This window comes from Pseudomonas shiyinii (assembly GCF_056725765.1).
Map to the genome: position 1 here is coordinate 4528416 of NZ_CM161522.1, position 23589 is coordinate 4552004.

The window sequence follows — 23589 nt, forward strand, 5'->3', positions numbered from 1 at the left end:
GTCGGACTCCGTCGTCAGTCGCGCGTCAACAGGCGCGGGGCAAGCTCTTTCAAGGCGCGGCGATAGACCTCGCGCTTGAATGTCACCACCTGGCCCAAGGGATACCAGTAGCTGACCCAACGCCAGCCGTCGAATTCCGGCTTGCCGGTCAGGTCCATGCGCACCCGCTGCTCGTTGGACACCAGGCGCAGCAGGAACCATTTCTGTTTCTGACCGATGCACAAAGGCTGGCTATGGGTGCGCACCAGTCGCTGGGGTAAACGATACCGCAACCAGCCACGGGTGCAGGCAAGAATTTCCACATCCTCGCGCTCCAGGCCCACTTCTTCGTTCAACTCGCGGTACAGGGCATCTTCCGGCGTCTCGTCAGGGTTGATGCCACCCTGGGGGAACTGCCAGGCATCCTGGTTGATCCGGCGAGCCCATAGCACCTGCCCGGCATCATTCGTGAGAATGATCCCGACATTGGGGCGAAAACCATCCGGGTCGATCACGGCAGCAACCTCGCAAACGCATGTCATCGCATTGTTCCACAAAGCTCACGAGCGCAGCAACGCGCCCGCCAAGCTTTGTTCGGGAGTATGGTTTGAGGGTTATGGTGCCTGGTAGATCGAGCGCCGCCCGCGCGGCGCATCGCGAGCTGCGCTCGCTCCTACGTTTGTTTCGGACCAATTATGCCTGGGGGATTTTCGCGCGGACGCCTTGGAGCATGACGCAATATCGTGTCGCACGAACCAGGCGGTCGCGCGCGCCTGTTACAGGCGTTACTGGCCCGAAACAAACGTAGGAGCGAGCGCAGCTCGCGATGCGCCGCGCGGGCGGCGCTCGATCTCACGGGCACCACATCCCCAAACCAGACGCCCTTCCCGTTCAAACCGGTTTGGCGCCCATCAGCCCGGCAATGGACAGCAAGCACACCCCGCTGATCACCGCCAGCGCCAGGGTAAAACGAAGCCCGACAGGCTCGGCCTTGCGCAGCCGGTTCAGGCGCACCAGCAACCACCAGGCGCTGAACGCACCGAGCGTATAGATGACGCTCGAGGCCAGGATCCAGGTCTGGCCCAGCGGCCAGCCGACCAGGTGCACCAGCCACCAGCCGGTGAACGGCATGCTCACCAGGCACAGCCCCATCAGCAACCAGACGAACACCAGCGGCCGACGCAGCAACTTGCCATACGCCTGCTCATCGCCACGCCGCCGAGCGAGCAGGGTCCAGGCGGCCAGGCCCAGGGCGCCGGCCAGCAGCAATACGGTGGCGGCGATGTGCGCGGCCTTGAGGGTGGTCAGGTATTCCATTGCTTCACGTCCTTGAGTGTTAGGCCAAGCTTAGTCGCTCAACCCAGGAACAGCTTGTAGGCTGGGTTGTCGGTCTCGTCCCAGTACGGGTAGCCGATCTTGGCCAGGGCCGCAGGCACCAGGTGGCGCTCGTCGTCGGGCACCTGCAGGCCTGCCACCACCCGGCCATCGGCGGCACCATGGTTGCGGTAGTGGAACATGGAGATGTTCCAGCGCCCGCCCAGCTTGGTCAGGAAGTTGAACAAAGCACCCGGGCGCTCCGGGAACTCGAAGCGCAGCACCATCTCGTCGCTGGCCCCCGCCGAATGGCCGCCGACCATGTGGCGGATATGCAGCTTGGCCAGCTCGTTATCGGTCAGGTCGGTGACCGGGAACCCTTGCTCGACCAGCTGTTGCACCAGGGCGGCCCGCGGGTCGGTTTCCGGATGGGTCTGCACGCCGACGAAGATGTGTGCTTCCTTGTCGGCGTGGTACCGGTAGTTGAACTCGGTGATCTGGCGCTTGCCGATGGCCTCGCAGAAAGCCTTGAAGCTGCCCGGGCGCTCAGGAATGGTCACAGCGATGATCGCCTCGCGCTTCTCGCCCAGCTCGGCGCGCTCGGCCACATGGCGCAGGCGGTCGAAGTTGACGTTGGCGCCGGAATCGATGGCCACCAGGGTCTGGCCCGTCACCCCATGCAGCTCCACGTACTTCTTGATGCCCGCGACGCCCAAGGCGCCGGCAGGCTCGGTGATCGAGCGGGTATCGTCGTAGATATCCTTGATCGCCGCACAGATCTCGTCGGTACTGACCGTCACCACCTCATCCACATGGTGACGGCAGATGTCGAAGGTATGCTGGCCGATCTGCGCCACCGCCACGCCGTCGGCGAACAGCCCGACCTGTGGCAGCACCACCCGCTCGCCGGCAGCCATGGCGGCCTGCAGGCAGTTGGAGTCGTCCGGCTCGACGCCGATCACCTTGATCTCCGGGCGCAGGTACTTCACGTAGGCGGCGATGCCGGCGATCAGGCCGCCGCCACCGACCGGCACGAAGATCGCGTCCAGACGGCCTGGGTGCTGGCGCAGGATCTCCATGGCTACGGTGCCTTGCCCGGCGATGGTGTGCGGGTCGTCATAGGGGTGGATGTAGACGAAGCCTTTTTCATCCACCAGCTTCAGGGAATAGGCCAGCGCCTCAGGGAAGGAATCGCCATGCAGCACCACCTTACCACCGCGCGAGCGCACGCCCTCGACCTTGATCTCCGGGGTAGTCTTGGGCATCACGATGGTCGCCTTGATGCCCAGCTCCCGTGCGGCCAGGGCCACGCCCTGGGCGTGGTTGCCGGCCGAGGCGGTGACCACGCCACGGGCCAGCTCTTCCGGGCTCAGCTGCGCCAGCTTGTTGTACGCCCCGCGGATCTTGAAGGAGAACACCGGCTGCAGGTCCTCGCGCTTGAGCAAGACCTGGTTGCCCAGCCGTTTGCTCAGCTGGCCGGCGCTCTGCAGCGGGGTTTCGACGGCGACGTCGTAGACGCGCGAGGTGAGGATCTTCTTGACGTACTGTTCGAGCATCGGGAAAGCATCACTGGGCCGCGGGACAAGGCCTGGGAGTCTACCCCAGCGCCACGTCGGGCGACCACAGCGAAACCGAGGTTTTGCTGGCGCTTGCCGCTATAATAGGCAGCTTTCGAACTCCCGCCCTCTCGGAGCCCGCATGACCCAGGACCAACTCAAACAGGCCGTCGCCCAGGCTGCCGTCGACTTCATTCTGCCCAAGCTGGATGAGAAAAGCGTCGTCGGCGTCGGCACCGGTTCGACCGCCAACTTCTTCATCGATGCCCTGGCCAAGCACAAGACCGCCTTCGACGGCGCCGTCGCCAGCTCCGAGGCCACCGCCGAGCGCCTGAAAGGCCATGGCATTCCTGTCTACGAGCTCAACAGCGTCAGCGAGCTGGAGTTCTACGTCGACGGCGCCGACGAAAGCGATGCGCACCTGAACCTGATCAAGGGCGGCGGCGCGGCCCTGACCCGCGAGAAGATCGTCGCGGCGGTGGCCAAGACCTTCATCTGCATCGCCGATGCCAGCAAGCTGGTGCCGGTGCTGGGTGCCTTCCCGCTGCCGGTGGAAGTGATCCCGATGGCCCGCAGCCATGTAGCGCGCCAGTTGGTCAAGCTCGGCGGCGACCCGGTGTACCGCGAAGGCGTGGTGACCGACAACGGCAACGTCATCCTCGATGTGCACAACCTGCAGATCACCGACCCGGTGGGCCTGGAGCGCCAGATCAACGCCATCGTCGGCGTGGTCACCAACGGCCTGTTCGCGGCGCGCCCGGCCGACCTGTTGCTGCTGGGCACCGCCGAAGGCGTGAAGAGCCTCAAGGCCGAATAATCCTGTAGGAGCGGCCTTGCGCCGCGATCGGGCGCGAAGCGGCCGTAAAACTTGCCACCTCGGTAACCCAGACAGACCGAGATTTCAGGGTTTACGGCCGCTTCGCGCCCGATCGCGGCACAAGGCCGCTCCAATGGACGTATCAATCTGCTGGTTGCTTGAACACGTAGAACAGGTTCGGCTCACTGACCAGGTAGATGGTCCCGGCATCGTCCATGGCGATGCCCTCCGCCTGCGGCACGCTGCGCTTGAGGCCCTGGAAGCCCTTGTTCAGCGACAGGGTGCTCAGCGGCCTCCCCTTCACATCCAGCTCCAGCACCAGCCTCGACTCGTCCGACAGCGCCAGCAGGTGGCCGCTGCGCTCATCGAACTGCAGGCTCGACAGGTCACGCACGAACAACCGCGAATCACGCTTGCGGTCCTGCACCACATGCACGGCGTAGGGCTGTTCGGGCTTGTCGTGGGGGAAACCGTGGATCTCGTAGATCATCATGGGGTCGCGTTCCTTGGCCACGAACAGGCGCTTGCCCACGGAGTCGTAGGCCAGGCCCTCGAAGCCTTTGTTGCCGTTCAGACCAATACCCAGTGTGAGCTGCTCGGCGTCGTTGGCGTCGAGAAACAGCGTGTCATCGTCCAGGCGCACGCGGATCAGCCGCTGCTGGCGCTCGTCGGTGATCACATAGCTGTTGGGCCCCACGTACTCGACGGCCTCGGGGTCGCCGAAGCCGGTCAGCGGCACACGGCGCAGGATGCGGCCGTCCAGAGAAAGCTCGATCAGTTCCGAACGGGCATTGGTGACGGTGAACAGGCTCTTGCGGTCCGGGTCGTAGGTCAGCGCCGAGATGTCATCGTCCAGCCCTTCGATGGGCTGCCCCTCCACCACGACCTGGTAGCGATCGAGCCCCATGCTCAGCTCAGCGGGTTGCCACCAGGTGCGCAGGTTGAACCAGCCACGCTCGAACAGGCGAAACTCCTGGGCCGCGAGGCCGGCGAGCAGCAGCGCTCCAGCCAGGAGCAAGACCAGGATACGTAAAAGGCGTGGGCGACGGCGCATTGGGGGCAGACTCGACAAAAGAATGACGAATCTAACCACGAATCAGCTGAAATAAAGCTTAATGCCACTACTGAAAAAACGACGGACCGCTTCAGTTTTTTCTGAATCGGTAGAAAAGGTCAGGTTCGCTCACCATGTACAGCGTGCCCTGGTCGTCCATGGCCACGCCTTCGGCGCGCGGAATGGTACGCTCGAGCCCGTTGAAGCCCCCCAACAGGGTCATGAAGCTGACCTGCTCACCTTTTTCATCCAGCTCGAGCAGCATGTTGGAGTCTGCGGACAGCACCAGCACGTGGCCGGTGCGAGGGTCTACGCCAAGCGCCGAGAGGTTGCGCAGGTCCAGCTCATCGCTGGGCAGCGCCTGCTTGTCACCGGTCAACGGGCTCTTGCCGTCGGTGGCCCAGGTATACAGCTTCGGTGGGCGCTCCTCGCCGATCAGCAGCCGCTGGTGCGCCGGATCCCAGGCGACCGCCTCGAAGCCCTTGTTCTTGTTGGCTGACTCGCCCAGGTCGTAGTGCGGGTAGTCGGCATGATTCAGGCTGGCAGTATGGGCATCCACGGTCACCAGGGTCAGGTCGTGCTTGCGCTCGTCGACGATCGCCAACTGGCCGTTGGCCAATACGGCGACACCCTCCGGGTTGTCCCAGCCCACCAGCGGCATCTTGCGCAGCACCTCACCGTCGAGGTTCAACTCGACGAGGAAGGGGTTGTTGCCCATCACGGCGAACAGAGTACGGGTCAGAGGGTTGAACGCCAGGTCCGACGGCTCGTCGTCGGACATGCCCGGCAGGACCTTGGCCTCGATATCCGCCACGTAGTCCGGTAACCAGACGCTTTCCACCCGCTCGGCCTTGCTTTCCATGCCTTCCTTGAGCCACAGCAGGCCGCGGTCATCCCAATGCATGATCACCGACAGGCCGTAGCCGAGCACCACGGCCAGGCCGAGCCAGAGCTGCCAGCGCCGGAAAATGCTGCGTTTGTGCAGGGGAGGAACGGGAGCGCTGGGGGAGACGGCCATCGACGATGCTTCCTGGATAGATTGCCGAAGTTCTCCATAACGCCGGCGGACGAAGGTGATCGGCAGGATTATCCAGATGCTTTGTGAAAAAAATGGCAAATCGTCGATGGGGCTGCTTTGCAGCCCTTTCGCGGCACAGGCCGCTCCTACACGGCCGCGCCTGTAGGAGCGGCCTTGTGCCGCGAAAGGGCCGCACAGCGGCCCCAAAAAAAACCTCAAGCCATACGCAGTTCAGAGCACCCGGCTTTCGAACCGGCTCGCCCCCGGCAACTCCAGCACCAGCTCATCTCCGACTTCCAGCGGGCCCACACCCGCCGGCGTACCGGTAAGGATCACATCGCCCGGCTGCAGCGAGAAGTGCGCCGCGATGTGCTGGATGATCGGCACGATGGGGTTGAGCATCAGGGCGCTGTTGCCGTCCTGGCGCACCTGGCCGTTGATCGACAGGCGAATGCCGATATCGGCCAGGTCCTCGAAGCTGTCGGCGACCACGAACGGCGGCAGTACGCAGGCGCCATCGAAGCTCTTGGCCAGCTCCCATGGCAGGCCCTTTTCCTTGAGCCTGGCCTGCACGTCGCGCAGGGTCAGGTCCAGGGCCGGGGCGAACCCGGAGATGGCGTCGCGCACCTCTTCCTCGGATGGGTGGGTGGACAACGGCTTGCCCAGCAATACTGCGATCTCGGCCTCGTAATGCACCGCGCCGCGGTCGTTGGGGATCTTGAAGCCACCTTCCAGAGGGACCACGCAACTGCCTGGCTTGATGAACAACAGCGGCTCGCTGGGAATGGGGTTGTCCAGCTCCTTGGCGTGCTCGGCATAGTTACGGCCGATGCAGACCACCTTGCCCAGCGGGAAGTGGATGCGCGTGCCGTCTAGGTACTGGTGCTGGTAACTCATGGCCGACTCCTCTGGATACTGCTTTTTATTCAGGAGCGAAGATCTTACCCGGATTCATGATGCCGTTTGGATCGAATACCGCCTTGATCGCCTTCATGCAGACGATTTCGGCAGCAGAGCGGCTGTAGCCCAGGTAGTCGCGCTTGGTCATGCCCACGCCGTGCTCGGCGGAGATCGAGCCGTTGTAGCGCTCGACGATCTCGAACACCCATTTGTTCACCGTGGCGCAGCGGGCGAAGAACTCATCCTTGGCCATGTGGTCGGGCTTGAGGATGTTCAGGTGCAGGTTGCCGTCGCCGATATGGCCGTACCAGACCACTTCGAAATCCGGGTAGTGCTGGCCGACGATGGCGTCGATGTCGCGCAGGAACGCCGGTACCTTGGAGACAGTGACCGAGATGTCGTTCTTGTAAGGCGTCCAGTGGGAGATGGTCTCGGAGATGTACTCGCGCAGCTTCCACAGGTTCTTCAACTGGGTCTCGCTCTGGCTCATCACCCCATCGAGGACCCAACCCTCCTCGACGCAGTGCTCGAAGGTGGCCAGGGCTTCGTTGGCCACGTCCTCGTTGCTGGCTTCGAACTCCAGCAAGGCATAGAACGGGCAATCGGTCTCGAACGGCGGCGGCACGTCGCCGCGGCCCATGACCTTGGCCAGCGCCTTGTCGGAGAAGAACTCGAACGCGGTGAGGTCGAGCCGGCCCTGGAAGGCGTGCAGCACCGGCATGATCGAGTCGAAGTCAGGGGTGCCCAGGACCATCGCGGTGAGGTTGCGCGGGGCGCGGTCCAGGCGCATGGTCGCCTCGACCACGAAGCCCAGCGTGCCCTCGGCGCCGATGAACAGCTGGCGCAGGTCGTAGCCGGTGGCGTTCTTGATCAGGTCCTTGTTCAGCTCGAGCAGCTCGCCCTTACCGGTCACCACTTTGATGCCAGCGACCCAGTTACGGGTCATACCGTAGCGAATGACCTTGATCCCACCGGCATTGGTGCCGATGTTGCCGCCGATCTGGCTGGAGCCGGACGAGGCGAAGTCAACCGGGTAGTAAAGCCCGTGCTCCTCGGCGAACTGTTGCAGCTGGCGAGTGACCACGCCTGGCTGGCACACCACGGTACGGTCGAAGGCGTTGAAGTCCAGGATCTTGTTCATGGCGTCGAAGGCCACCACCACTTCGCCATTGGCAGCGACTGCGGCGCCGGAAAGGCCGGTACGCCCGCCCGAGGGCACCAGTGCGACCTTGTGGCGGTTGGCCCAGGCGACGATGGCCTGCACCTGCTCGATCGAGCGCGGGAAGACGATCGCCGAGGGTGCCGGTGGATAGTGCTTGGTCCAGTCCTTGCCGTAGGCCTCGAGCGAAGCCGGGTCGGTGAGGACCTTGCTCGGGTCGACCAGGGTCATCAGCTCATCAAGTACCGCTGTGTGGGTCATCGGTAGAACTCTCGAACTATTCATAGTCACCCTGAGCACTCTTCACCTGTCGGGATAAGCTCAGTGTCTGTCGCGTATGCTAGCATAGCGCTCCCGCCGTTCGTGCTAAGGCCGACGCCGCGCCGCTTTACCCCCTGCCATTTTTTCTCCGGGATACAGGTTTACGCAGATGAGCAAGACTTCTCTCGACAAGAGCAAGATCAGGTTCCTTCTTCTTGAAGGTGTGCACCAGAATGCGGTCGATACCCTCAAGGCTGCCGGGTACACCAACATCGAATACCTCACTGGTTCCTTGCCGGAAGCCGAGCTGAAGGAAAAGATCGCCGACGCCCACTTCATCGGCATTCGCTCCCGCACCCAGCTGACCGAAGAGATCTTCGACTGCGCGAAGAAGCTGGTTGCAGTCGGCTGCTTCTGCATCGGCACCAACCAGGTCGACCTGGCCGCGGCTCGCGAGCGCGGCATCGCCGTGTTCAATGCCCCCTACTCCAACACCCGTTCCGTCGCCGAGCTGGTGCTGGCCGAAGCCATCCTGCTGCTGCGCGGCATCCCCGAGAAGAACGCCTCCTGCCACCGCGGTGGCTGGATCAAGAGCGCAGCCAACTCCTTCGAGATCCGTGGCAAGAAGCTGGGCATCGTCGGCTACGGCTCGATCGGCACCCAACTGTCGGTCCTGGCCGAAAGCCTGGGCATGCAGGTGTACTTCTACGACCCGCTGACCAAACTGCCGCTGGGCAACGCCACCCAGGTGACCAGCCTGCACGAGCTGCTGGGCCTGGCCGACATCGTCTCGCTGCACGTGCCTGAGCTGCCGTCCACCCAGTGGATGATCGGCGAGAAGGAAATCCGCGCGATGAAGAAGGGTTCGATCCTGATCAATGCTGCCCGTGGCACCGTGGTCGAGCTGGACCACCTGGCTGCCGCCATCAAGGACAAGCACCTGATCGGCGCCGCCATCGACGTGTTCCCGGTCGAGCCACGCTCCAATGACGAGCAGTTCGAAAGCCCGCTGCGTGGCCTGGACAACGTGATCCTGACCCCGCACATCGGTGGTTCCACTGCCGAAGCCCAGGCCAATATCGGCCTGGAAGTGGCCGAGAAGCTGGTCAAGTACAGCGACAACGGCACTTCCGTCTCGTCGGTCAACTTCCCGGAAGTCGCCCTGCCGGCGCACCCTGGCAAGCACCGCCTGCTGCACATCCATGAAAACATCCCGGGCGTGCTCAGCGAGATCAACAAAGTGTTCGCCGAAAACGGTATCAACATCTCCGGCCAGTTCCTGCAGACCGACGAGAAAGTCGGTTACGTGGTCATCGACGTGGATGCCGAGTACTCCGACCTGGCGCAGGAGAAGCTGCAGCAGGTCAAGGGCACCATCCGTTCCCGCGTGCTGTTCTAAGCGATACCGCTGATCGAGTAGGAGGCGGGCCCTGACCCGCCGTCCTCTCACACCACCGTGCGTACGGTTCCGTACACGGCGGTTCAGGTTATGCGGCTAAGCCTGTTGATCGTATCCAGTATCGAGACCAGTCCGAGTTGATTCCATAGCTTCTTCGGCAGCGCCTGATTCATATGTGGCGCTCCGGAGTTCCACCATGGGCCTCGGCCATTGAAGGCTGATTTGCAGGCCCGTTCCTCGCTTAACCCCAGACGCATCAGGTTGCGCGCCCTCGTAGAGGGCCGCTTCCATTGTCGCCAGATGGCACAGCGAAGTTTGTGCCTGACCCAGCTATCCAACTCTTCAAGCGGCCGCTTGCTCTGGCTGAGCTGGAAGTAACTCGCCCAGCCTCGCAGCACAGGGTTTATCCACTCGATGACGTTTGCCACCTTGCGACCCCGCGCACCGCGTAGCAATTCTCTCAGCCGGTCACGTATGCGGCCTAGGCTCATCATCGCCACACGCAGTCTCGGCTGTATGTGCCGGCTCATTCCATAGCCCAGGTATTCACACTTCCAAGCCCTTGAGACACGGCTCTTCTTTCGATTCACCGTCAGTTTCAGGCGCTGGCTCAAGAAGCGCTCCACACCGTCCATCACTCGCTCGCCAGCACGAGGACTGCGCACATAAATGTTCGCGTCATCGGCATATCGTACGAAGCGATGGCCCCGTCGCTCCAACTCTCGGTCGAGTTCATCGAGCAGGATGTTCGACAGCAGAGGCGAAAGCGGGCCACCTTGCGGCGTCCCTTCCCGCCGTTGGCTAACGACGCCGCCCGACATGACCCCGGCTTCGAGGTAGCGGCGGATGAGCCTGAGCACGCGCTTGTCTTCGATCCGGCGCTCGATACAGGCCATGAGTATGTCGTGGTTGACCCGATCGAAGAACTTCTCCAGATCAAGTTCCACACACCAGCGATGACCTGCCGCCACGTGGGTTCGAGCCATTTCTACAGCCTGATGGGCGCTTCTGCCTGGACGAAAGCCGTAGCTGTAGTCCGAAAACAGCGGATCGAAGATAGGCGTGAGCTGTTGCAGTAGTGCTTGTTGGATCAGGCGATCCACGACGCTGGGAATTCCCAGTTGCCGGGTGCCGCCCTGCGGCTTGGGAATTTCAACCGCTCGCACTGTCTGGGGATGATATTCGCCGGCCAACAACCTGGCCTTGAGGATTGACCAATACTGTCTCACATAGCCCGCCAAGTCAGCGACCTTCATGCCATCGGCACCCGGCGCTCCCTTGTTGCTGACCACGCGTTGATACGCACGCTTGAGGTTCGTCGGTGCAAGCACCCGCTCCATCAGCGTGTCCGGCTCCGCGTTCGTCCACGCCACTGACGCCGTCGATACCTTTGCACTGTCATGCATCATCCTCGACTTCTGGCCAGGACTCGGAATAACAGTTTCCGCTGTGGGAAATTTCTGCATTGCGGCTACCAACGAGACAGTGACGCCTACTGGCGGCATAACCTGTTCGGCCCTTGGTGACGTGGTTAGCCGTCACTTACTACGGCCTCGGCTGACTTCTGCACATTCATCCCGTCGCCTCTCGACGCTCGGTAGCACAAAGGCAAACATGCAGATCTCCCAGGGTAATTCGCGTGACCTTCCTGCTTATGCCTGTCGGATCTACGTCGCAGCGTTCCGTGCAAGTATTGGGCTTTGACGATCATAGCCGTCTTACCCCGCTGCGCCGCCTAATCCGCTTCCTGTACGTCAGGCCAGCATTTTGCCTCGGGCTTCCTTCAGATTCGCAGTCACCCGCGACACCCTTGCCTCTGGCTAACACTTCCCCTTGCCGGGTGTGTAGAGGACTTTCACCTCCAAGTCACCCACTCGACCACCACAGCCAAGCGGGTTGCGCTTGCGCGCAACGCGCCATGCCTGGCGCACCATGAAAAAGGGAGGCCCGGGTGGCCTCCCTTTTTTGTGCCTATGCGTTCAGTAGCGCCTGCTTCGCGGGTAAACCCGCGAAGTCTCCAGCCGTTACTTCACGGTCACGGTAATCTTCTGCGACTCGACGCTCGGCTTGAACGGCACGTGGTACATGTCGCCCAGCACCAGCTGCAAGGTGTGCTTGCCCGGTGTCAGGGTGATGGTGGCCTCGGTCTGGGCCTTGCCGAAGTGCAGCACTTGCGGGCCGGCCGGCAGCGGGGCGTTGTTTTCCGGCATCAGACTGGTGGGCAACGGCTGGTCGGCCAGAGGTGCCTTGTCTACATCCACCAGCAAGTGGTGATGGCCCGTATGCGGCGTCTGGTCGCCTGCAGGCTTGAGCCCCATGCCTTCGATGCCGAACTTGACCGTGAAGGTCTTGTCGACGGTGGCGCCATCGGCAGGGGCAACGATGAAGACCTTGGCGCCCTGGGGCGGCTCCTGGCTCTTCAGGGCATCCGCGGCGCTGGCCAGAACCGACGCCCCCATCAGCAGGCCGGCAACGGCAGCACGCGAAAATAGGCTGTTCATTCACTTCTCCTGTGTTTCACTTCCATTGACCACTGTCCATAGGCGAACGGCGGCGCTAGAACAACATAGTTCAATTGTGTGCAAAGGTCTCGTCGGCGGTGGCGAGAAATATTTGGACTGCAGCTAAACATTGGAAGCGCGTGGAGGTCTTAGCCTGCACCGTGACCGCGGCATGGCACAAAGCTGCGGCATTAAATTCATCTGCCAAACAAGAATGGGGGCATTCATGCGGTTGAGCATTGGCATATTGCTGGCACTTGCGATCAGTCCACTGGCCCAGGCCGAACTGATAGACGAGGTCAACGACCGGGGCGAACTGCGCATTGCCGTGCAAGCGGATACACCGCCCTACGCGTTCAAGGAGAACGAACACCTGACCGGCTTCGACGTTGAGCTGGGCCAGGCACTGGCCAAGGAGCTGGACGTACGCGCCGAATTCATCGAAGCCCCTGCAGAAGAAGCGATCCCGGGCGTGGAGAGCGGCAAGTTCGACATTGCGCTCGACCAGCCCAAGCCCGAGCAGGCCTCGCAACTGGCCGTCAGCGAGCCTTACGGCAGTGAGGCCCGGGTGATTCCGTTCCAGAAAGACAACCCGGCCTTCGAAACCGCAGTGAACAATGCCCTGCAACGGATCAAGGAAGACGGCCGGCTGGCGGCGCTGGAGCAAAAGTGGCTCAAGGGTGCACGAGAGACGGCCGCTGGCCAGTAACCCTACCCTTTCGCCGGCAAGCCAACTCCCACCTGCCCTGCGCTGTCCTTAGCAACACCGCCATACCTGTGGGAGCCGGCTTGCCGGCGAGTGGCCGTACAGCCGCCTCAATTCTCCAAGTCAGCCAGCGCCCGCTGTGCAGCGTCCAACTCCAGCTCGCTGAACACTTGCACCCCTTCGCGCCGCAGCAGTGCCGTGGTCACGCCTTCACCCGCGACCTTCACCCCGCTGAACGTCCCGTCATAGGTCAACCGGTTGCCACAGGACGGGCTGCCCGACTTGAGCACTGCAACCCGGATGCCATACTGGCGGACCAAGGCCAGGGCCTGCCGTGCACCCGCCAAGAACGCTGCGCTGACATCGCTTCCAGCCACCGTCACGACCTGGGCCTGGCCATCCAGCACGGCCCCGCCCTGCCCACCCGGAATTTCCGCAGGCGGGCGCGGTGTCGGCAGGCCGCCGGCCACCTCCGGGCAAAGCGCTACCACGCGCCCTTCGGCCTGCCAGCGCTGCAGCACGTCGGGGTGGCCACTGTCGCGCCCATCGTAGCGCACCGGCTGCCCCAGCAGGCAGGCGCTGACCAGGACCTTGGCCGACTCAGAACAGGTCGCTGCCACGGCGACGGAACCAGCCGGTCAAGGACAGGCGCTCGCGCCCAGCCGGCAATACTTCGTGGGGGATGTCGCCCGACAGGAACACCACCAGAGTGCCCGCTTCCGGTTGCACGTCGTGCTCCACCCCATCGGCGAGAAACATGCGCAATTGCCCTCCATCCTCGGGATGCCAATTTTCGTTCAGATAGAGCACCACCGACACCGCGCGCCGGTCGTCGTCGCGAAAGCGATCGAGATGGCGACGGTAGAACGCGCCCTGGGGGTACAACGCGAAGTGGCATTCAAAATCTTCGAGCCCTAGGTACAGGCCCTGGTTCAATGCCTGGCGCAGGCCTTCCATGATGTCCAGGTAGCGATCGCAGGCCTCGGACTGGCCCGGCTCGATCCATTGGATATGGTCGCCACGGATCGTTTCGCGCACCTCCTGCCCGATGCCACGGCCCACGCTGGCAGGGCTCAGCTCGCCCTCGGCAGAACGTTGTCGACACTCGGCCGCCAAGACGCGAGTCAGTGCAGCAGGCACAAACAAGGGTTGCCGGCTCCAACCGTGGTTGGCCAGCTCATCGACAATGTTGGAAAGCATCGGATACTCAAGAGAGAGATGATGACGCATAGTATCCACTCGCCATGAAAACCGACAGCGCCACTTGGCCGCCAACCGTCATCGGCGTCTCGACAAAGCCCCGCCGCGCCACGGACAATAGCGGCCTGCCGACAGGAGTCCTGAATGCGCCGTTTGTTTTCCCTGCTGCTGATGATGTGCTGCACCATGCCTGTCTGGGCAGACAGCCTCGACCAGTTGTACAAGGCCGCCGGCTGGCCCGACCAGCGCGCCCACTTCACCGACGCGGTGAGCGCCGCCCAGCAGCGTTACAAGAACAGCCTGCCTCCGGCTGTCTACCAGGCGCTGGTCAACAACAGCAACCAACGCTTCCAGGCCCAGGCCATCGACCGCCGGGCCCAGGCGCAATTGCGCGCCAACCTGCCGAACCCGTCGCCCGCACTGGCCTTTTTCCAGTCGCCCCTGGGGCGCAAGGTGGTGGCTGCCGAACTGCTGGCCACACGCAAGGACCAACTGGCCAAGCATGCCAAGGGCCTGCCGAAGATCCAGGCAAGTGATAACCGCCTGTTGATCATCGGTCACCTGGCCCAGGCCCTGCCGGCTCGGGAGGCCGGTGCCGAGGTCAGCCTGGCGATTGCCGGCGTGGCGGCCGACAGCCTGAGCTCGATGCTGCCCGGCTTGTTCGGCGCAGGCCAGGCCCAAGGCCTGCTCGATGGCCAGCGGCAACGCCTGATGCAGCAGATCGGCGAAGACCTCAACAATACCCTGCTGTATGTCTATCGCGACCTCTCCGACACCGAACTGGAAGCGTTCGCCACCTTCGCCGAATCGGCCGACGGCCAGGCCTACTACAAGGCCGCCATCGCCGCCGTGCGCGCGGGCCTGGCCGTCGGCCAGAACGCTGCCGACCTGAACTGAGTCAACCCAGGCGCTGGTCGAGGAAGGCGAAGTAGCGCTGGCGGATTCCCGGCAGTTCGTTGGCCAGGTGATGCCTGGCCTCGGGCAGCAGCAGGATCTGCGGGTCGGCGAACTTGGCCTTGAGCACCTTGAGGTTGTAGGGCCAGTCCACCGTGCCGTCCGCTTCCCCTTGTACAATCAACGGCCGCCGCAGGCTGTGCGGCGCGGCCTCGATGCGCTTGACCCAGGCCACCAGGGCACCGACCCAGGCGGTGGGTAGCTGGCGTGGCTGCAGTGGGTCGGCCTCGAGGAACGGCAGGAAGGCCGGGTCGTTGCTATTCTCGCTGAAGCGCCGCTCGATGCCGTTGACGAAGTGGCGCAGCACGCAATAGCTGAACTTGGACCAATGCCAGGCCCGAGGCCGCACCAGGGGCGCCAGCAGGATCACCTGGCCATCGGCCGGGCTTTGCTCGCCCCGGTGCAGCAGGTGATCGACCACGATCGCCCCGCCGGTGCTTTGCCCGCACAGGTGCCAGGGGCGCGGCAGGTCGAGCTTACGCGCCTGCTCGAACAAGGCATCGAGCATCTGCTGATAGATGCCGAAGTCGGCGATGCTGGCCCGCTCACCGCTGGACAGCCCATGCCCGGGAAGGTCGCAGCTGATCACCGCGAAGCCCTGTTGCAAGGCCCATTCGACCACATGGCAGTACAGGCCCATGTGGTCGTAGTAGCCATGCAGCAGAAACAGGGTCGCCACCGGTTGCTGCGGCAACCACACCTGCCCCACCAGCTCGAACTCCGCCGCCTGGAACACGCCCAGCCAGCTTTGCCGTGCGGGAAGGTCCAGACCGTAATAATGCCGGTACTCCCGCGCCTGGGGCGACAACGGTTGGCGGTCGGCCAAGGGCCAGAGGCTGGCGCGCAGCAGGTCAGGGTGAAAAGAGGCAGGCATCGGTACATCCACGGCAAAGCGAGTATTGACCTGTGATATTCAGCCCTGGGTCGCATCGTGGCAAGCTAGACCGCTTTCTACGGGCCTGCGGCGCCCCACAGCCATGCGAACACACCATGCCTATCCGGAAAACCCTGCTGACCACCCTCGCGCTGTTGCTCTGCGCGGCCGCCCTCTGGTGGGCCTACGCGAGTTTCCAGGCCCGCTACCTGCGCCCCTTCGACAACCAGGCCACACTGTTCGAAGGCGGCCAACTGCAGCTGCCACCAGAGCACGCTGGCCCAGGGCCGATCCGGGTCGTGCATTTCTGGGACCCTGCCTGCCCCTGTAACGTCGGCAACCAGCAACACCTGGGTGAACTGGTCGAACACTTCGCACCCCAGGGCGTGAGCTTCCATGTCGTGCAAAAAGCCGGCAGCCACGGTCAGTTGCCGGCCAACCTCACCGGCCTCAAGCCCCTGGCCCTGTTGCCCGGCAGCGAGCGGATCCCCGCCTCGCCCGCCGTGGCGATCTGGGACCGAGAAGGCCGCCTGGCCTACTTCGGCCCCTACAGCGAAGGCGCGGTGTGCAATGCCAGCAACAGCTTCGTCGAGCCGATCCTCAAGGCACTGCTCGAGGGCCGTTCGGTCAATGCGTCCAACACCCTGGCCCAGGGCTGCTATTGCCCCTGGGCCGGCTGACGCACCCGCGCCGGGTTGCCCACCGCGATCGCGCCCGCCGGCACGTCACGGGTCACCACGCTGCCGGCGCCGATCACCGCATTGTCGCCGATGGTCACCCCCGGCAGGATGATCGCCCCGCCACCGATCCACACGTTGTCGCCGATAGTCACCGGCCGCCCGCTTTCGAGCCCCGTGCGGCGCACCTCGGGGTCGAGCGGGTGGTCGGCGGTATAGATCTGCACCGCCGGGCCGATCTGGCAGTCTTCGCCGATGCGCACGGGCAGCACGTCGAGGATCACGCAGTTGAAGTTGATGAAGGTATTGGCGCCGACACTGATGTTGTAGCCATAGTCGCAGTAGAACGGCGGGCGGATCACCGCACCGCTGCCCGCATGGGCGAAGTGCGCGACCAACAGCCCGTGGCGGGCATCGTTGAGCAGGTCGGCGCTGTTGTTGTAGCGGTGCATCCAGTGCTTGTTGGCGATCTGCTCGGCCTGCAGCTCAGGGCACCCAGCGTGGTAGAGCTGGCCGGCCAGCATTTTCTGTTTTTCGCTCAGGGACATGGAGACTCCTTCCAGGGGGCTATGCTGAGTTCGCGAATCCGTCGATGATCGGACCACATTTTTCGCTCGAGTGCACAAGGAGTCTCGATGAAGCGCAGCCTGACCCTGCTGGCAGTGGTGGTCGCCGCCGCCGTGGGTGCCGGTTTCTGGTACGTGCAGAGCAAGCAACCGCAGCGCGAGGGCGAGGTCGCCATCGCTGGCCTGCAGGCGCCGGTCAGCGTGCGCTACGACGCCCGCGGCGTGCCTCACCTGCTGGCTGGCAACGAACCAGACCTGTACCGCGCCCTGGGCTACGTGCACGCCCAGGACCGCTTGTTCCAGATGGAGATCCTGCGCCGCCTGGCCCGGGGCGAACTGGCCGAGGTGCTGGGCGCCAAACTGCTGCCCACCGATACCCTGTTCCGCAGCCTGCGCATTCGCGAGCAGGCCGCGCGCATGGCCCAGCGCCAGGACCGGCAATCACCCGCCTGGCAGGCTCTGCAAGCCTACCTGGACGGCGTCAACCAATGGCAGGCCAGCCACCCAAGGCCCATGGAGTTCGACCTGCTGGGCATCACGCCGCGCCCCTTCACCGCCGAGGACACCCTCAGCATCGCCGGCTACCTGGCCTACAGCTTCGCCGCCGCGTTTCGCACCGAGCCGGCGCTCACCTATGTACGCGACCAGCTCGGTACCGACTACCTGAAGATCTTCGACCTGCGCTGGCAGCCCGAAGGCGCCCTGGCCAGGCCCCTGGCGACCGCTGACTGGCGCAGCCTGGAGCACTTGGCGCGCTTGAGCCACGAAGCCCTGGCCGATGCCGACCTACCCCAGTTCGAAGGCAGCAATGCCTGGGCCGTCGCCGGCAGCCGCACCGGCAGCGGCCGACCGCTGCTGGCAGGCGACCCGCACATCGGCTTCGCCGTGCCGGCCGTATGGTACGAAGCGGAGCTGTCGGCGCCGGGCTTCAACCTGTACGGCTACTTCCAAGCCTTGAACCCCTTCGCCCTGCTCGGCCACAACCACGACTTCGGCTGGAGCCTGACCATGTTCCAGAACGACGATGTCGACCTGGTGGCCGAGCAAGTCAACCCGGACGACCCGACCCAGGTGCGTATCGATGGCCGCTGGCAGCCACTGGAGCGAAGCGAACAGCAGATTGCGGTCAAGGGCGAAGCGCCAGTGAGCATCACCCTGCAGCGCTCGCACCACGGCCCGATCGTCAATGCCGTACTGGGCGAAACCGCCGGCGCCACGCCCATCGCCATGTGGTGGGCGTTCCTGGAAACCGAGAACCCGATCCTGGACGGCTTCTACCAGATCAACCGCGCCGACACCCTGGCCAAGATGCGCGAGGCGGCAGCCAAGGTCCAGGCGCCCGGGCTGAACCTGGTCTGGGCCCATGCCCGGGGCGATATCGGCTGGTGGGCGGCCGCGCAACTGCCGATCCGCCCAGACGGCGTCGACCCGGCCTTCATCCTCGACGGCAGCACGGCCCAGGCCGACAAGCTCGGTTTCTACCCCTTCAGCGTCAACCCGCAGCAGGAGAACCCCGCCAGCGGCTACATCGTCTCGGCAAATGCCCAGCCCCCAGCGGTGGTGCCAATCCCGGGCTACTACAACCTGCCGGACCGCGGCCGCCAGCTCGACCGGCACCTGGCCGACCCGAGCATCAAATGGGATACCCAGAACAGCCAGGCCCTGCAGCTCGACGACGCCACGGACTATGGCCCGAGGACCTTGGCGCCGCTGCTGGGCACCTTGCGCGCCATCGCCCAGGGCGATGAGGAAAAGGAACTGGTGGAGCAGTTGGCCGCCTGGCGCGGGGACTACCCGCTGGGCTCCACCAGCGCGACCTTGTTCAACCAGTTCCTCTACGACCTGGCCTTCACCGCCCTGCACGATGAACTCGGCGACACCTGGTTCCCGGCCTTGATCAATACCCGCCTCATCGATGCCGCCCTGCCGCGCTTGGCTGCCGACCCAGATGCGCCTTGGTGGAACATGCAAGGCAGCAACGAGCACACCGACCGTACTGCCATCGTCCGGCTGGCCTGGCAGCGCAGCCTCGCGCATTTGCGCGAGGTGATGGGCAAGGACCCGGCCAGCTGGCAATGGGGCAAGGCCCACACCTTGACCCACAACCACCCGCTGAGCGCGAAGAAGCCGCTGAACCTGCTGTTCAACGTCGGCCCGTTCGCCGCGCCCGGCAGCCACGAGGTGCCGAACAACCTGTCGGCGAAGATCGGCCCAGCCCCCTGGCCGGTCAACTACGGCCCCTCGACCCGGCGGCTGATCGATTTCGCCGACCCCGGCGCCGCACTGACCATCAACCCCGTAGGGCAAAGCGGCGTGCCCTTCGACCGGCATTACGACGACCAGGCGCAGGATTACATCGAAGGGCGCTATCACAGGGTACGGATGGGGGAGATTCCGGCCCAGAGCACGCTACGGCTGGTGCCCGGCGGATGAATGTACAGGGCTGCTACGCAGCCCCAGTATCACGCTCGTCGGATTAGCCGGAAATTTGCGCCCGCACGGGATCTTTCTGGCAAAAACCTTTTCCAAGAGCTCTGACCCGTACGGCCCTCACTTGGAACGACAACAATGAACAGCTCTTGCCCGCCGGTTTCCAACGAACAGCTTCAATGGCTCCTGGCCTTGCGCCGGGCGCTGGCCAACTCGCGCTGATTGGTCCCCGCAGAAACGACAACGCCGACGCAAGATGCGTCGGCGTTGTCGTTTCCAGGCGCTTGAATCAGAACGCCGGCAATACCGCACCGCTGTATTTCTTGGCGATGAATGCCTTTACCTCTGGGCTGGTCAGCGCCTTGGCCAGTTTCTGGATGGCCTCGCTGTCCTTGTTGTCCGGGCGGGCGACCAGGAAGTTCACGTAGGGCGAGTCGCTGCCCTCGATCACCAGGGCGTCCTTGGCCGGGTTCAAGCCAGCTTCCAGGGCATAGTTGGTGTTGATCATGTCCAGATCAACCTGGTCCAGCACACGCGGCAGCATGGCCGACTCCAGCTCGCGGAACTTGAGCTTCTTCGGGTTCTCGGCGATGTCCTTCGGGGTGGCCAGGGCGTTCTTGGGGTCTTTCAGGGTGATCAGGCCAGCCTTCTGCAAGAGCAGCAGTGCACGGCCGCTGTTGCTGCCTTCGTTGGGGATCGCGACGGTGGCGCCCTCTTCCAGGTCAGCCAGGCTCTTGACCTTCTTCGAATAGCCACCGAACGGTTCGACATGCACGCCAATGACGGTTTCAAGGTGCGTGCCCTTGCCTTCGTTGAAGTTCTTCAGGTACGGCAGGGTCTGGAAGTAGTTGGCGTCCAGGCGCTTCTGGTCGACTTGGACGTTGGGCTGCACGTAGTCGGTGAAGACCTTGATCTGCAGGTCCACGCCTTCCTTGGCCAGGGTCGGCTTGATCAACTCGAGGATCTCGGCGTGGGGCACCGGGGTGGCAGCTACCACCAGTTTTTCAGCGGCGTTGGCGAAGCCGGTCAGCGACAGGGCTGCGGCCAGGGCTGCGGTCAGCAGGGTCTTTTTCATGGTGATCCTTGTTATCAAGCTGATGCCATCGAAGTGGCGAAGTCGGTGCCCCTTCGGCAGGGGCGTGAAACGGACGATACCGGGAATTTTTATTCCTTAACAATATCTTTTGCTTAGCTGCTTATTCCAAAAACAAACGGCCATTATAGGCTTCGAGCATGAGCGGACCGCCTGCCCTAGCGTGCGGAGGCGTTCAGGCCCGTCAATGAGTCCTCCAGCAACCGGCGCACGGCATGCCGGGTCTGCGGATCGCGGCTGCGGACCAGTTGCTCGAGCTGCCGGGCCAGGCTGGACAAGGGTGTGGTGTCCGGCAGGTCCAGATGCTCTGGCAGGATCTGCCCGCCCTCGCTCACCAGCAGGGCAAAATGGATGACGTTCTCGAGCTCCCGGGTATTGCCCGGCCATGCATGGGCTTCCAGGGCTTGCTGCGCGGCCTCGCTGATCAGCGGCACCGAGCGGCCCAGACGCACGCTGTAGATACCTACGAAATACTCGGCCAACGGCAGAATGTCCCCGACCCGCTCGCGCAACGCCGGCAGCTCCAGCTGGCCTTCACGCAGGTAATGGTAGAGGCGTTCGTTGAAATGCCCGGCGCGCACGGCCTGGGCCAGGTCGATGCTGGAGGCGGCGACCAAGCGTACGTCCACCGGTTGCGGCCGCTGGGCACCGACACGGGTGACCTCGCGGTTTTCCAGCGCCGCCAGCAGCTTGCCCTGGATCGCCAGCGGCAGGTCGGCGATCTCGTCCAGGTACAAGGTGCCGCCGTTGGCCGAACCGAACCAGCCGGCCCGGCCGCCGGCCGTCCCGCCCTGGGCACCGGCGCTGTAGCCGAACAGCTCGGCATCGGCATAGGTCGGGCTGATCGCCGCGCAGCTCACCGAGACGAACAAGCCGCCACGGTCGCTGGCCCGATGCACCTGACGGGCCAACAGCTCCTTGCCGGTGCCGGTCTCGCCGCGGATCAACACCGGCACCGGTTGCAGCGCCAGGCGCTCCAGGGCGTCGCGCAACTGTTGCGAGCGCGGGTCGATGAACACCAGGGCCTTGGCACGGATGCTCAGCGGGCTCTTGTCCAGTTCGGGAAAGGTCAGCAGCGGCTGGCCGAAAGCGTTGTGCACAGTCATGACGAGCTCCCGCCCGAGGCCGTTGCCGGCCGGGCGTCAAGGTATTCAGGGACGCGGTGGTGGATCAGGCGCGGCGCAAGGCCCGCTGCTCGATCCGACCCTGCAGCCGGTAGAGGTAGGCGAAGCCTTGTTCCCAACGCTCGTGGCCGGACTTGACGTTGATGTGACCGGCGTTGGCCAGCAGCCCCGCCTCGGCGCCCCATGCCCGTGCCAGGTGCAGCGCACGCGGCACGCTCACCGCCGGGTCGTTGTCGGAGCTGACCACCTGGCTGGGGAACGGCAGGGCCTGCAGCGGGATCGGCGCGAAATTGCGCAGCGCCGGCGCACAGGTCGGCCGCTCCACGTCCGCCGGCGCCACCAGCAGCGCCCCGTGCACTTGGCGCAGCAGGGCTGGGCTTGCCTGCGCAGCCCAGTGGGCGACAGTGATGCAGCCCAGGCTGTGGGCGATCAGGATCACCGGCGAGCGTTCGGCGGCGATCGCCTGCTCCAGCGCGTGCACCCAGTCATGCCGCTGCGGGGTGAGCCAGTCGTGCTGCTCGACCCGGGCACTGTTGGGCAGGCTGCGCTGCCAGTGACTTTGCCAATGGTTGTCTGGCGATCCTTGCCAGCCCGGCACAATCAGGTAACGAATCGACTCATTGCGCATGGGGACGCCTCCAGAAGTTTGCGTGCTTGGGCTCAAGTATAGGGAGGCGTTTATATCAGTAAAGGAATAAGAAGATATTTACTTATAACCTAGAATCCAAAGGGCCGCGAGGCGGCCCATCGCGGAACAAGGCCGCTCCTACATAAAGAGAAGACGCAGAGGCACGCAGGATCTCTGTAGGAGCGGCCTTGTGCCGCGAAGGGCTGCACAGCAGCCCCAATGATCACAAGCGCTGAATTCAGCGCTTGACCGGCGCCGGCTGCTGCTGAGTCAGGCAGTGAATGTTGCCGCCACCCAGGAGCAATTCGCGCCCCGGGATCATCACCACCTCGTGGTCCGGGAACAGCTTGGCCAGAATCGTGCGTGCCTGAGCGTCCGCCGGGTCGTCGAAGCTCGGCGCGATAATGCCGCCATTGACGATCAGGAAGTTGACGTAGGAACCGGCCAGGCGCACCGACGGGTCACGCTCCTGGCTGCCAGCCACCTGGTCGACACCGGCGCATTCCTCCTCGGTGGCATACAGCGGGCCCGGGATCGGCATCTTGTGCACGACGAACTCGCGGCCCTTGGCGTCGCGGCTGTTCTTCAGCACGTCATAGGCAGCCTGGCAACGGGCGTAGTTCGGGTCGTTGACGTCATCGGTCCAGGCCAGCAGCACTTCGCCTGGGCTGACATAGCAGCAGAAGTTGTCGACGTGGCCGTCGGTCTCGTCGTTGTACAGGCCATCCGGCAACCAGATGATGGTGTCCACCGCCAGATGCTCGCGCAGAACCTCTTCGATCTGCTCGCGGGAGAGGTGCGGGTTGCGGTTGCGGTTGAGCAGGCACTCTTCGGTGGTGATCAGGGTACCTTCGCCATCGACATGGATCGAGCCGCCTTCGAGCACGAAGCCTTCGGTGTGGTAGCGCTGGCAGCGCTCCATTTCCAGGACCTTGGCGGCCAGCTCCTCGTCACGGTTCCAGGGTGCGTACAGGCCGCCATCGAAACCGCCCCAGGCATTGAAGCCCCAGTCCACCCCGCGCACTTCGCCGTGGTCGTTGATGACGAAGGTCGGGCCGGTATCACGTACCCAGGCGTCGTCGTTGCTGATTTCCACCACACGAATATTGGGGATATCCAGTTGACGGCGAGCGTTCTCGTACTGGCCAGCGGAGACCGCGACGGTCACGGGCTCGAAGCGGGCGATGGCCTTGGCCAGGGTCACGTGGGCGGCCTGCGCCGGCTTGCCGCCCAGGCGCCAGTTGTCCGGGCGCTCCGGCCAGACCATCCACACTTGGGTCTGTGGTGCCCATTCGGCGGGCATGTGGAAACCGTCGGCACGCGGGGTCGAATTGAGGGTCTTCATCGGTAACCTCTGCAAAAGCCCGGCGCCGACTGCG

Annotated in this window: 23 protein-coding genes; 6 read left to right on the forward strand and 17 right to left on the reverse strand. The window is 64.0% G+C overall.

Going from position 1 to position 23589, the window contains the following annotated elements:
- Window positions 1-14 precede the first annotated feature (14 nt).
- The 3 genes from ACXHGZ_RS20455 to ilvA form a co-directional block, all read right to left on the reverse strand.
- On the reverse strand, window positions 15-494 hold the full coding sequence (locus ACXHGZ_RS20455; protein ID WP_029614755.1) for an RNA pyrophosphohydrolase: 480 nt from the start codon (window positions 492-494) through the stop codon (window positions 15-17).
- A 376-nt stretch (window positions 495-870) separates the two neighbouring features.
- On the reverse strand, window positions 871-1296 hold the full coding sequence (locus tag ACXHGZ_RS20460; RefSeq protein WP_084853746.1) for a DUF2269 family protein: 426 nt from the start codon (window positions 1294-1296) through the stop codon (window positions 871-873).
- 38 nt (window positions 1297-1334) lie between these two features.
- On the reverse strand, window positions 1335-2849 hold the full coding sequence (gene ilvA, locus ACXHGZ_RS20465; RefSeq protein WP_196156492.1) for a threonine ammonia-lyase, biosynthetic: 1515 nt from the start codon (window positions 2847-2849) through the stop codon (window positions 1335-1337).
- Window positions 2850-2991: 142 nt separating this feature from the next.
- On the opposite strand from ilvA, the gene rpiA reads away from it, so the two are divergent.
- Window positions 2992-3666, forward strand: a complete 675-nt coding sequence (gene rpiA / locus ACXHGZ_RS20470; RefSeq protein ID WP_084853742.1) for a ribose-5-phosphate isomerase RpiA — start codon at window positions 2992-2994, stop codon at window positions 3664-3666.
- A gap of 142 nt (window positions 3667-3808) precedes the next feature.
- On the opposite strand, the gene ACXHGZ_RS20475 is transcribed toward rpiA, so the two are convergent.
- The 4 genes from ACXHGZ_RS20475 to ACXHGZ_RS20490 form a co-directional block, all read right to left on the reverse strand.
- On the reverse strand, window positions 3809-4720 hold the full coding sequence (locus ACXHGZ_RS20475; RefSeq protein WP_480461249.1) for an SdiA-regulated domain-containing protein: 912 nt from the start codon (window positions 4718-4720) through the stop codon (window positions 3809-3811).
- A gap of 91 nt (window positions 4721-4811) precedes the next feature.
- Window positions 4812-5738 carry an SdiA-regulated domain-containing protein gene (locus tag ACXHGZ_RS20480; protein WP_480461251.1) on the reverse strand — a complete coding sequence of 309 codons (927 nt, stop codon included), beginning with the start codon at window positions 5736-5738 and terminating at the stop codon, window positions 4812-4814.
- A gap of 231 nt (window positions 5739-5969) precedes the next feature.
- Window positions 5970-6635 carry a fumarylacetoacetate hydrolase family protein gene (locus tag ACXHGZ_RS20485; protein ID WP_480461253.1) on the reverse strand — a complete coding sequence of 222 codons (666 nt, stop codon included), beginning with the start codon at window positions 6633-6635 and terminating at the stop codon, window positions 5970-5972.
- A 25-nt stretch (window positions 6636-6660) separates the two neighbouring features.
- The gene (locus tag ACXHGZ_RS20490; RefSeq protein ID WP_480461254.1) at window positions 6661-8058 is read right to left on the reverse strand and encodes a D-2-hydroxyglutarate dehydrogenase; all 1398 of its coding nucleotides are present in this window, start codon (window positions 8056-8058) and stop codon (window positions 6661-6663) included.
- A gap of 169 nt (window positions 8059-8227) precedes the next feature.
- On the opposite strand from ACXHGZ_RS20490, the gene serA reads away from it, so the two are divergent.
- Entirely contained in the window at window positions 8228-9457 is a 1230-nt protein-coding gene (serA, locus tag ACXHGZ_RS20495; protein WP_084853736.1) for a phosphoglycerate dehydrogenase, read from the forward strand.
- An 83-nt stretch (window positions 9458-9540) separates the two neighbouring features.
- On the opposite strand, the gene ltrA is transcribed toward serA, so the two are convergent.
- Both ltrA and ACXHGZ_RS20505 read right to left on the reverse strand, forming a co-directional pair.
- Complete coding sequence (ltrA, locus tag ACXHGZ_RS20500; RefSeq protein WP_480460536.1) at window positions 9541-10962, reverse strand: group II intron reverse transcriptase/maturase; 1422 nt, start codon at window positions 10960-10962, stop codon at window positions 9541-9543.
- A 519-nt stretch (window positions 10963-11481) separates the two neighbouring features.
- On the reverse strand, window positions 11482-11958 hold the full coding sequence (locus ACXHGZ_RS20505) for a DUF4399 domain-containing protein (RefSeq protein WP_224457301.1): 477 nt from the start codon (window positions 11956-11958) through the stop codon (window positions 11482-11484).
- 226 nt (window positions 11959-12184) lie between these two features.
- Here ACXHGZ_RS20505 and ACXHGZ_RS20510 point away from each other — a divergent pair, with 226 nt between their 5' ends.
- The gene (locus ACXHGZ_RS20510; protein ID WP_480461255.1) at window positions 12185-12667 is read left to right on the forward strand and encodes a substrate-binding periplasmic protein; all 483 of its coding nucleotides are present in this window, start codon (window positions 12185-12187) and stop codon (window positions 12665-12667) included.
- Window positions 12668-12774: 107 nt separating this feature from the next.
- On the opposite strand, the gene ACXHGZ_RS20515 is transcribed toward ACXHGZ_RS20510, so the two are convergent.
- Together ACXHGZ_RS20515 and ACXHGZ_RS20520 are read right to left on the reverse strand one after the other, a co-directional pair.
- On the reverse strand, window positions 12775-13284 hold the full coding sequence (locus ACXHGZ_RS20515) for a 2-thiouracil desulfurase family protein (protein ID WP_480461257.1): 510 nt from the start codon (window positions 13282-13284) through the stop codon (window positions 12775-12777).
- Window positions 13265-13894 carry a 2OG-Fe(II) oxygenase gene (locus tag ACXHGZ_RS20520; protein ID WP_480461259.1) on the reverse strand — a complete coding sequence of 210 codons (630 nt, stop codon included), beginning with the start codon at window positions 13892-13894 and terminating at the stop codon, window positions 13265-13267. Before ACXHGZ_RS20520 ends, ACXHGZ_RS20515 begins: the two co-directional genes overlap by 20 nt.
- Before the next feature lie 114 nt (window positions 13895-14008).
- Between ACXHGZ_RS20520 and ACXHGZ_RS20525 the strand changes: the two genes are divergently transcribed.
- Window positions 14009-14761, forward strand: coding sequence for a hypothetical protein (locus tag ACXHGZ_RS20525; protein WP_480461261.1), 753 nt, complete (start codon window positions 14009-14011; stop codon window positions 14759-14761).
- Window position 14762: 1 nt separating this feature from the next.
- On the opposite strand, the gene bipL is transcribed toward ACXHGZ_RS20525, so the two are convergent.
- Entirely contained in the window at window positions 14763-15692 is a 930-nt protein-coding gene (gene bipL / locus ACXHGZ_RS20530) for a phospholipase BipL (RefSeq protein WP_480461263.1), read from the reverse strand.
- 116 nt (window positions 15693-15808) lie between these two features.
- Between bipL and ACXHGZ_RS20535 the strand changes: the two genes are divergently transcribed.
- Entirely contained in the window at window positions 15809-16372 is a 564-nt protein-coding gene (locus ACXHGZ_RS20535) for a DUF6436 domain-containing protein (RefSeq protein ID WP_480461265.1), read from the forward strand.
- On the opposite strand, the gene ACXHGZ_RS20540 is transcribed toward ACXHGZ_RS20535, so the two are convergent.
- Complete coding sequence (locus ACXHGZ_RS20540) at window positions 16351-16917, reverse strand: sugar O-acetyltransferase (RefSeq protein WP_084853722.1); 567 nt, start codon at window positions 16915-16917, stop codon at window positions 16351-16353. The genes ACXHGZ_RS20535 and ACXHGZ_RS20540 overlap by 22 nt on opposite strands.
- Window positions 16918-17004: 87 nt before the next feature.
- Here ACXHGZ_RS20540 and ACXHGZ_RS20545 point away from each other — a divergent pair, with 87 nt between their 5' ends.
- Window positions 17005-19368: a penicillin acylase family protein gene (locus ACXHGZ_RS20545; protein ID WP_480461266.1), complete on the forward strand. Its 2364-nt coding sequence runs from the start codon at window positions 17005-17007 to the stop codon at window positions 19366-19368.
- A gap of 286 nt (window positions 19369-19654) precedes the next feature.
- On the opposite strand, the gene ACXHGZ_RS20550 is transcribed toward ACXHGZ_RS20545, so the two are convergent.
- The 4 genes from ACXHGZ_RS20550 to aguA all read right to left on the reverse strand — a co-directional run bounded on the left by ACXHGZ_RS20550 (window position 19655) and on the right by aguA (window position 23555).
- On the reverse strand, window positions 19655-20440 hold the full coding sequence (locus ACXHGZ_RS20550; RefSeq protein ID WP_480461268.1) for a MetQ/NlpA family ABC transporter substrate-binding protein: 786 nt from the start codon (window positions 20438-20440) through the stop codon (window positions 19655-19657).
- 176 nt (window positions 20441-20616) lie between these two features.
- Entirely contained in the window at window positions 20617-21564 is a 948-nt protein-coding gene (locus tag ACXHGZ_RS20555; protein WP_480461269.1) for a sigma 54-interacting transcriptional regulator, read from the reverse strand.
- A 64-nt stretch (window positions 21565-21628) separates the two neighbouring features.
- Complete coding sequence (locus tag ACXHGZ_RS20560) at window positions 21629-22210, reverse strand: alpha/beta hydrolase (RefSeq protein WP_324814302.1); 582 nt, start codon at window positions 22208-22210, stop codon at window positions 21629-21631.
- 238 nt (window positions 22211-22448) lie between these two features.
- Complete coding sequence (aguA, locus tag ACXHGZ_RS20565; protein ID WP_480461271.1) at window positions 22449-23555, reverse strand: agmatine deiminase; 1107 nt, start codon at window positions 23553-23555, stop codon at window positions 22449-22451.
- Window positions 23556-23589 lie beyond the last annotated feature (34 nt).